This is a genomic window from Rhizobacter sp. P3_B12 (assembly GCF_056402895.1).
Genome location: NZ_JBFUGN010000182.1, coordinates 1 through 8,610 on the forward strand (window position 1 = coordinate 1; position 8,610 = coordinate 8,610).

An 8,610-nucleotide genomic window follows, 5' to 3' on the forward strand; every position below is an offset into this window, starting at 1 on the left:
CCTTCAGGTAGCTGCCGGCCTGGATGGCCGCGATCGGGCTCACCGGCAGCACGTTGCCGTCGGCGATCGGCCCGGAACCCGAGGCGCCCACCGGCGCGAGCTTGCTCGTCACCGTGTTGATGATGGCCTCGGCGCTCTTGCCGCGCATGTACGTGGCGATCTGCTCCGGCGTGCGCGACGCGACGTAGCCATAAGCGGCTGTCAGGTCGGCGGCCAGCCCATCGGCGAGCACCAGGTGGGCGACCAGGAAATCGGCCTGCCCGCGGAAATCCGACGGCGACGCCAATGTCGCGAGGCTGCCGGCCGGCAACTCGCTGGCGCGCGAGATGCCGCCGCTGATCGGGATCACGCGGTGCACCAGTGCCGGGTTGGCCTGCACGACGAGCGGCGAGGTCATCAGCGCGTAGACGTTCACTGCACCGGCCGACTGGCCCATCAGCGTGACGTTGCCGGGGTTGCCACCGAACGCGGCGACATTGCGGTTGACGAACTTGAGCGCCTGCAGGATGTCGAGCAGCGCGAAGTTGCCCGAATCGTCGAGCGCATCGCCGGTCTTCAGCTGCGCCAGGTTGATGAAGCCGAGCAGCCCGAGGCGGTAGTTCACCGTGACGACCACCGCATTGGCCGTGCGGGCCAGTGCCGCGCCGTCGTAGACCGGATCGGCGGTGTAGCCGGTGACGTTGCTGCCGCCGTGCACGAACACGATGACCGGCAGGTGGGTGGCCGCGCTGGTCGGGCGCCAGATGTTGAGGTAGAGGCAATCCTCCGAGCCGACCGGCTGGCCGACGGTGGTGCCGATGGTGGCGTCGTACCTGTTGTTGGAGCCGGGGCCGTACAGGCGGCCGAACGAGGCGCAGGCATTGCCGAACTGCTGCGTAGCCTTGGGCGAAGTCCACGGGGCGAGCTCGGCCGGCGCCTTCCAGCGCAACTCGCCGACCGGAGCCTTGGCATACGGGATGCCCTTCCACGCCCAGGTGCCGCTGGTGGCCGAGTGGTCGGTGCCGATCACGTCGCCGAGGCTGGTGGTGCGCTGCGTCGGCGAGGCGGCCTCGCGGTTCGCGCAGGTGAACGAGGCGGCCATGTTGACGTCTCCGGTGCCGTTGTAGCGCGGCCATTGGGGGTGGTCGCACAGCGGCCGGGTGCGGCCGGGCACGCCGGCGGTGTCGGTCACCACCTGCGCGCTGGGGGCGGTGCCGTGCTCGGCCCAGTTCTCCAGCGTGGTGAGCGAATCCCAGGCGGCGTTGAAGGCCGTGCTGACCGCATGGCCGAGGCCGGGGATCTCGTAGTAGCGGACGAAGGTGTCKACTTCGCTCGGCCCCATGCGGGCTTGCAGGCGCTGGTAGTACGCCTCGGTGGCGCGGGTGCTCACCAGGATGTCGGCCACGCCGTGGGCGAGCAGCAGCTTGCCGCCCTTGGCCGCGAAGGCGTCGAGATCGACGCGGGTGTCGAGCAGCGTGCTGAGCTGGCTGACGCGGTTGGCCCACGGGCCGGGGTTCTCCGGATCGAAGGACAGCGAGTCGTAGCCGGCATCGCGGGTCACCGAGTACTTGATCCACTGGTCGAGCAGGGTGCCGATGTAGGGCGAGTTGCGCGGCATCGGCGTGGCCGGCGCGGCGGTGCCGAGGGCCAGGAAAGTGATGGTCGGCTGCAGCGGCGACGGGTTGGTGGTGATGCCGAGGTCGGCGCCCCAGACGTTGRCGCCCGGGTAGTGCGTTTCGCCGCTGGCCAGCGCGAAGTGGAACTGGGTGTCGGTGTTCATCACCTTCAGCGCGGTGATCTGTGCATCGGAGAGGCAGGTGTCGCCCGCCTCGGCGCCATCGGGGCAGCGCAGCGGGTTGCCGGCGACGCTGGCGGTGGCCGGGTCGAAGACGGCGTTGCAGCGTTGCTGGTTGCTGATGAGGCCGTCGACCACGCCGTCGAGGCCGTCGCAGGCTTCCATCGCCGCGGCGTAGACCAGGGCGCGCTTCGCGGAGCTGGGGTAGGCGCCGGGCTTGGAGAGCGCACGGCTGACGCGCTGGCCGTGCAGCAGCGCGGCGGCGTCGTTCCAGGCGGGGTAGAGGGAGATGGCGCCGTCCCAGTCGGCAGGCCATCGGGTGATGGCGGCGAGGGCTTCGCGGCCACCGGTGGAGCCGCCGGCGAAGTAGGCCTTGTCGACGGAGGCGACGGCGTAGCGGGCCTTGACGAGGTAGGTGGCGGCGTCGCGGGTCTTCTTGATGGCGTCGCCGCCGAAGTTGTCCGCCGCTTCGTCGTTGAGCGCGAAGGAGCCGTCCTGCGAGCCGAAGGCGTTGGCCTGGTGGCCGGAATCGCTGGCGAAGGTGGCGTAGCCGCGGCCGAGCGGGTTGGGCTGGTCGGTGGGGCCGACGGGGACGTTGCCGGTGACGGCGGGGATGCTGCCATCGAAGCCGCCGCCGCCGAACATCACGACCTTGTGGTTCCAGGTGGTGGGCAGCGCGAGGTTGAAGCGGATGTCGGGCGCGGCGGGGTCGACCGGGGAGATCCTGGCGACGACGAGGCAGTGCTCGGGGATCAGCTTGGGGGCCGTGCCGGTGGGGGCGACGACGGTGGCCGAGACGACGGTGGCGCCGGAGGTGGGCAGGCCGATCGATGCGGCGGGGATGGCGGTGCCTTCGAGCTGGGCGCAGGTGAGTGGCGTGGAGGTCGTCGGAGGTGGTGTGCCGCCTCCGCCACCGCCGCCGTCATCGCCGCCGCCGCAGGCGGCGAGCAGCAGGGAGAGGGCGAAGAGCGGCGCGATGCCGAGGCCGGGTCTGGGTTGTCGCATGTCTTGTCTCCTGTCGTTTGTTGTCGCACCTCTGGCGGGTGCGCGGTCGGGAACGGACTAGTCTTTGTTCGACGGGGCGGGGACTCAATGGCGGGGGGGCACATCGGCGGGGCTGCGCGGATGTGCGCATGGGCCATCGCGAAAACCCTAGGAGCTCGCAAACGATGCCAGCGTCGAGTTCGTCGATGGAAAGCTGGTGGCAGGGCTTGCCTCAGCGGCACGCAGAGCGTTTGCAATGCCTGAAGCCAGTTGCCAGGCAGCTAAGATCTGGCGATGCCGAGAGATCTCGAATTTCTGTTGGACGCCGATCGGGCACGAGCATTTCAAACGTTTGGCATCGCAAAGAAAACACCATGACCCCATCGCGCTGCACTTTGCTCGTCCTGGGCGGCACTCACGTCGCAGCGGGCCTCGCGTTGCCGTTCGTAGCTCACCCCCGGATCGCAAATCTATTCTTCACCTATGGCCTGGGCATCGCCACAGCCGTCTCAATCTATGTCTGGTGTCGTCAGGAGTCCGTGGAAAGAGGCGCAATCCCGCCAGGCAGATCGGCACTGTGGGCAGCGCTCTTCTCCCCGATCTTCGTGCCTGTCTACTTCTTCAGAACCCGTCCTGTTGGTTCAGCCTTCAAGCTCAGTGCGAAAGCCTATGGCTATTACCTGGGCATCTGCTTCCTCTTCATTGGGGCCGCAGTTCTTGCAAGGCTCGGCAGCAGCGCCTGACCCTTTCGTCGAGTGGCTCTTTCAAACGAGCGGGTCGGCTCACCTGCGGTTTATCGGCAGTTTCCTACGTCGCGTTGCGGCGACGGCCGATGCGTCACGCCGCCGTCGCCGTTCACGATGAGTCCGGCGACGGCCCGTCGCAGCAGAACGCCAGGGGCCTCGATGGGAACCGACACAGCAGGCCGCAACGCCCGCCGCGGCACGCAAATCAAGATGCGGGACGCGGGCATCTTCGCAGAATGCATGGGCACGGGTCCTGGCCTGCCCCTGCTCTTCCTGCACGCCGATCTCGGCAATCACCGGCAGTGGCAAGGCATCATGGGCGCGCTGGCCGCGGACCGGAGGGTGATCGCTTTCGATCGCCGCGGTCATGGGGCCTCCGCGATGCCCAAGGACGGCTACGGCTATGCGCTGGAGCGAGCCGACATGGACGCCGTCAGTGCCGCTGCGGGACTCGATCGTTTCGTTTGCGTCGGCCACAGCGGTGGCGCTGCCGCCGCCTTCCTGTACGCCCAGATGTCACCGCAGCGGATCGCCGGGCTGTTCCTGGTCGACCCAGCGCAATCGGGCAAGGCCATACCGCAAGAGCAATTGCGCCAGACGATTGAACAAACGCGCAGTGAGCCGCACAAGAGCGCCGAAGCCTTCTACCGTTCGATCGCGGGCGATGCGCCAGGGGTTGTCGAGCAGGTGCTGAGCGACGTGCGCAGCACCGATGCCCGCACCATCATCGGCATGACCGAAGCCCTGGCAGCGTTCGATCCCGCGGCCGCCGACCGCCGCTTCGAAGGCGAGGCTCTGGTCGTGCAGCAGAGTCGCAACGACACGCCGCACGCCATCGCACGCATCGCAGGCTACCCGCAAGTCCACGTCGATGGTGTCGGGCACTGGATCCACCTGGCGCGACCCGGGCGGGTGGAGGAGTTGCTGCGCCAATTTCTGGAGAAGATCGGAGCGTGACCCGGCAGCCGTCCTCAGATCTGAGGATGGCGATCTCTTCAGCTTCTGTCATCGTATCCAGGCATGCCCGGAATGAACCGGCGACAAGGAGGATGCCATGACCCACGATCCCGCCATCGCCGCGCTCGAAGCGGCTGGTCTCCAYGCAGAACGCGGTGCGCTCCTGAAACGCGAACACGAGCGTCAGGGGGCGACGTACAAGGACAGTCCCGCCGGCTGGCACGGGCTGAATGACATCGAGACCTTGATCGGCCTCGGCGGCACCTACCAGTGGTACGAAGACGGTGTGCTGCGCCAGATGACCTTGACCTTCGATCCCGGCAAGGAAGGCGTCCAGGGCACCTATGCGCTGGTGAGCAGCGACAGCAAGGAGTCCGGCACCTTCAACAGCACGCCCAACAACCCCGCCATCGGGTGGGCATGCATCCTTCTTCAGCCAACGGGCGGCGCGATGCGGCCATTGACTTTCTCCGGGATGTTGACCGATGCAAGCTGGAAGGTCCTCATGGCCTTGCTCAACGAGGTGGGCCAGAGCGGACCGATCGAGCCGCCGTTCCCGATCGTCCGGGCTTAGTTGACGCGCCGGACTCCGAGGACCTTTCGCGCGGTGCTGTTGCACGGGCAACTGCCCCCGACCATCAACTTCACACAGTTCACTTCATCCTTGAAACAAGGGAAATGAAGAAGAGCGTGACTGTGATTGCAATGGAGGAGCCCAGTCCTGCCGCAACCAGATTGCGTCTGGTGCGGAGCTGTCGGTGCGCGAACAACCGGTAAAGGGCGACCGGCGCAACTACAAGCTCTACGAAGGCAGAGATGGCCACCGCCAAGCCCGTCAGAAGAACGCCCTGCGACCGGGGTTCAAATACGTCCAAGAAGATGAGAGCCCTCCCAACAACGAAGATGATGCATGGCGCGACGAGCGCTATACGCAATCCGTGTTCGAAGTGCGCAGACCCGAGGGTAGTGCGTCTTTTGTTGGACTGTAAGGAAGGAGGCCCGACTCTCATGCGACGAGAGTATGCATCTCTGCGTCGCTGCAGCCGGCTGCTCTGTCGCGATGGATCATCGCTGAACGTATTTCCGCTTTGGGTCGGCCAGAGCCTGCGAACTCCGGCGAGCGAACGGCTCAAGCCGGCCAGTTGCGGACACAGGGGATAGATTGCTTTCAGGTGAGTCTGCATCGAACCAGATGATGAAAAAATCGACCAAGCGAACGGCGAGGCTTGCGTGCGCGACTGTCGTCGCCAGCGCATTGTTCGGGGCCACCTACCTCCTAGCCGGACGCGTTCCCGATATGAGCAGCCCCATCCGAGTCACCGAGTCAGTATTCCTCGCAGACGGCGGGTCAGTATGGGTTGAGCTCACCGATGCAACGGGCAAGAGGATTGCAGTTGACGTGCAAGGCAGCCTCGAGCGGAATGCTGCAGACTTCCCTGTCTATCTGCAGCGTTGGCATCCAATCTTCCCGGTCCCAGTGCGAGTGGAGCCAGGGTCGGAAGCGGGGCGTGCACTACTGGAAGTCGTCGAACGAGCTGGCCGCGATGGCAGCCTCGACGCCGCCCAGGCGCTTGCGAGGGCGCGAGTTGCACTCTCGCAGGGCGCTCATTGACGGAAGGCTCGATCCGGCCAGTACCTGCCGTTCGCGACCGACGGGTTTCGGGCCTAGACTGCTTCGCGTGCGCCACTGCTCCAGCTGCCGACATGAATACCCATCGAGCCAACATCATCAGCATCCTGCAGCTGATCTCATCGCCTGCGGAACAGTCGGAGTACCAGCGACGCGTGCCGCGGGTCAATGTTGCGAATGAGCTTGTGAATCAGTGGTTTGACGACTTCTACCACCCCGGTTCTTCCCAGTTTGAGGCCGCATTTTCGAGTGGCGAACTGGCCGTTCTGGGCCACTTTCATCGTGCCTTCGATGAAAGAGTCGATGCTCTGCCCGGTGATCTGAGCCTACTGCTCCTGTCGCAAACTTGGAGCGAGGTGTCGACGCTTGCAGCAGTCACTCTCGATCGGCTGGGATGGACTGGCATCGTAGCAACCTACGACGACTAGGGCGTCTCGATTGCCTCAGATCGGCCAACAGCAGCCGGTCGCGGCCGACGGCTTGCAGACTGCCTGCAGAAGTCGTTCCTCCCCTACAGTTGCCGCTGCTCGTCCAGTCTGCGCGGCAAGCGGGATGAAAGTTCACGCACTAGCATCGCCGCTTCAGCCTCCTCAAGCGAGGGCGCCATTCTGATCGTGCGTGCGCCGTAGTCAAATGCGACCGGGCCGAAGCCCGACCCGGTGACCGGCGGGAGCCATGTGCGTTGGTTCGCGAACGTGTTCGATGCGTAGTCTGTTGAGCGGAAATTCCGGACTTCGGAAGTTCTGTATGACCGACTCGAACCTAGACCGAACGCCTCGGCTCTATGCAGCAACGTATCCGAGTTGATGCTAAGTACCTCGCGACCAGCCAACTGCCAAACAACCGCGGTAGCGGCGAACGCCCCGCCCAGTGTCCAGCCAATCAGCCAGAAGGCCAGAAAGCCCGGCTGTGTCTTGTCTGAATTCCGCAGCAATTCACTTGCCGCAGATATCTCGCCAAAGACCCAGCCACCGAGCCAGGCGGTCAGGAACAGGACAACAAACCAGTTTCGCCTTGCTGGTATCACGGCACGCAGGCCGTCAGCTGTGACCTCAACATGAAAGCGTGGTGCTTGTGGTTCAACGTGCATCAGTAGGAGACCCAGGGTCGAGCGCGAGGTTGAAGTGCCGCCGGTGAGACCGATGCACTGAGTATCCCCTTTGTGAAGCGTCGTCGCACGGCCAGAAGCGGCTGTAACGCGGTGACAGCTATCGCGCTGGTGGCTTACTTCGGCGCCGCCCGTTTCGCCGCCTGATCGCGAGCAATCCCTACCCAGGCGGCTTCGTCAACTTCGAGTTCCGGAAATTCCGCGATCACAGGGTTCAATACATGTTCAAAGACTTCCGCCATTGCGCGCCCCGTAGCTTGCGCCCACGCAGAACGGTCGTCGGCAGGCAACGCCTTCAAGGCATCGCTTAGCGCCTCGTTGAGGGCGGCAGCCGCATCAATGCACCCATCCCGGAGTAGTCGAGCGGCTTCAAGTGTCAACGCCATGTAGTCCTTCTGACGGATGTGATGCAGGTTGCGACAGCATATCCAATGACCGCTGTCGGGCTCTGAACCCGTCAGCATCGAAAGTCCGCAACGGGTCGATAGCTCCAGTTCGCGTGCGCGCGGACAGCGGACGACATCACCCGACTGACCACGGGCGTGGCAGATGACGTGGATCTCCCGAGGGGTCGCCCAATCGGGTCCTGCAGGCGGCGGCTCTTCCTCGTCCGGCAGACTCATGCTGATCGTGAACGGCCGGCCTAGCAGCCAGAACGATCTCAAGTTTTCACTGCCGGATGCCTGGCGCACGAAGTCTTCGAGTTGCCCATGCTGCACCTCGGTCAAACCTGATCGCAGCAAGACCGTTGCTGTTGAACCGGACATCCGAGCTCCTGAATACTTCGCCTGAAAGCGACCTGCGGCCCCACCCCAACCTCATGGGTTCGTCCGGGGCTGTGTCCGACGCCAAACCACGAAGCCCAACCCGCACAACATCAGCAGCACGGTGGCCGGCTCCGGCACGGGCGAGATCAAATAGGCGCGCCCGTTGTCGCCATTGGCCACGAACTGCCCGAGGTCGTTGATGCCGGTCACGTTGACGAACAGCCAATCGCGCACCCCGGCCGCCAGGTTGTTGAACGACAGCGTGTTCACGTCCACCAATCCGTAGCCGTTGGCGCCGGTGATGAAGGCGTGGTCCATCATGTTGACGGTCCAGAAATAGCTGCCAGGCGCCGCCCATCTCGAACTCGCCCATGTCATGGATGTTCAGCCTGCGGCCGATGCCGTCGGGCCCGGCGATGAAGGCCGATGCGTCGGTGTAGTAGTCGGCCTCGGTCGTGCCCACGGTCTGGCCGTTGTCGTTGATGCCGACGGCCTTCGAACGAATCCTCGCGGCCGCCGGGCACCGTGGAGACACCCGCCACCTTGCCGGTCTGGTTGATGCCATGGCCGTTGGCGTTGGCGCCGCCCAGCGTGCCGAGCTCCACGACCGCGGCGCCGCCCGCCTGCGTCACGAAGGCCCGTTG

10 protein-coding genes and 1 pseudogene are annotated in these 8,610 nt (G+C 65.1%); 5 read left to right on the top strand and 6 right to left on the bottom strand.

Going from position 1 to position 8,610, the window contains the following annotated elements; genetic code table 11:
• Both AC1D01_RS12440 and AC1D01_RS12445 read right to left on the bottom strand, forming a co-directional pair.
• Window positions 1-1,081 (bottom strand): carboxylesterase family protein (locus tag AC1D01_RS12440; RefSeq protein WP_477866603.1); only part of this gene is annotated, 1,081 nt, incomplete at its 3' end.
• Window positions 1,058-2,779, bottom strand: a pseudogene (locus AC1D01_RS12445) (tannase/feruloyl esterase family alpha/beta hydrolase); the annotation flags it as partial. The pseudogene AC1D01_RS12445 and the gene AC1D01_RS12440, both read right to left, overlap by 24 nt.
• 353 nt (window positions 2,780-3,132) lie before the next feature.
• Between AC1D01_RS12445 and AC1D01_RS12450 the strand changes: the two are divergent.
• The 5 genes from AC1D01_RS12450 to AC1D01_RS12470 all read left to right on the top strand — a co-directional run bounded on the left by AC1D01_RS12450 (window position 3,133) and on the right by AC1D01_RS12470 (window position 6,519).
• Window positions 3,133-3,501, top strand: a complete 369-nt coding sequence (locus AC1D01_RS12450; protein WP_477866585.1) for a rard protein — start codon at window positions 3,133-3,135, stop codon at window positions 3,499-3,501.
• Window positions 3,502-3,663: 162 nt separating this feature from the next.
• Entirely contained in the window at window positions 3,664-4,461 is a 798-nt protein-coding gene (locus AC1D01_RS12455; RefSeq protein ID WP_477866587.1) for an alpha/beta fold hydrolase, read from the top strand.
• Window positions 4,462-4,558: 97 nt separating this feature from the next.
• On the top strand, window positions 4,559-5,035 hold the full coding sequence (locus tag AC1D01_RS12460) for a hypothetical protein (protein ID WP_477866589.1): 477 nt from the start codon (window positions 4,559-4,561) through the stop codon (window positions 5,033-5,035).
• A gap of 184 nt (window positions 5,036-5,219) precedes the next feature.
• Entirely contained in the window at window positions 5,220-5,450 is a 231-nt protein-coding gene (locus tag AC1D01_RS12465) for a hypothetical protein (protein ID WP_477866591.1), read from the top strand.
• A gap of 715 nt (window positions 5,451-6,165) precedes the next feature.
• The gene (locus AC1D01_RS12470) at window positions 6,166-6,519 is read left to right on the top strand and encodes a hypothetical protein (protein WP_477866593.1); all 354 of its coding nucleotides are present in this window, start codon (window positions 6,166-6,168) and stop codon (window positions 6,517-6,519) included.
• Window positions 6,520-6,602: 83 nt separating this feature from the next.
• On the opposite strand, the gene AC1D01_RS12475 is transcribed toward AC1D01_RS12470, so the two are convergent.
• The 4 genes from AC1D01_RS12475 to AC1D01_RS12490 all read right to left on the bottom strand — a co-directional run.
• Window positions 6,603-7,181 carry a hypothetical protein gene (locus AC1D01_RS12475; RefSeq protein WP_477866595.1) on the bottom strand — a complete coding sequence of 193 codons (579 nt, stop codon included), beginning with the start codon at window positions 7,179-7,181 and terminating at the stop codon, window positions 6,603-6,605.
• A 134-nt stretch (window positions 7,182-7,315) separates the two neighbouring features.
• A complete protein-coding gene (locus AC1D01_RS12480; protein WP_477866597.1) occupies window positions 7,316-7,966 on the bottom strand; it encodes a hypothetical protein in 651 nt (216 codons plus the stop codon).
• Window positions 7,967-8,017: 51 nt separating this feature from the next.
• Window positions 8,018-8,287, bottom strand: a complete 270-nt coding sequence (locus AC1D01_RS12485; protein WP_477866599.1) for a PEP-CTERM sorting domain-containing protein — start codon at window positions 8,285-8,287, stop codon at window positions 8,018-8,020.
• Window positions 8,288-8,340: 53 nt separating this feature from the next.
• A partial coding sequence (locus AC1D01_RS12490; protein ID WP_477866601.1) for a hypothetical protein occupies window positions 8,341-8,610 on the bottom strand: 270 nt, incomplete at its 5' end.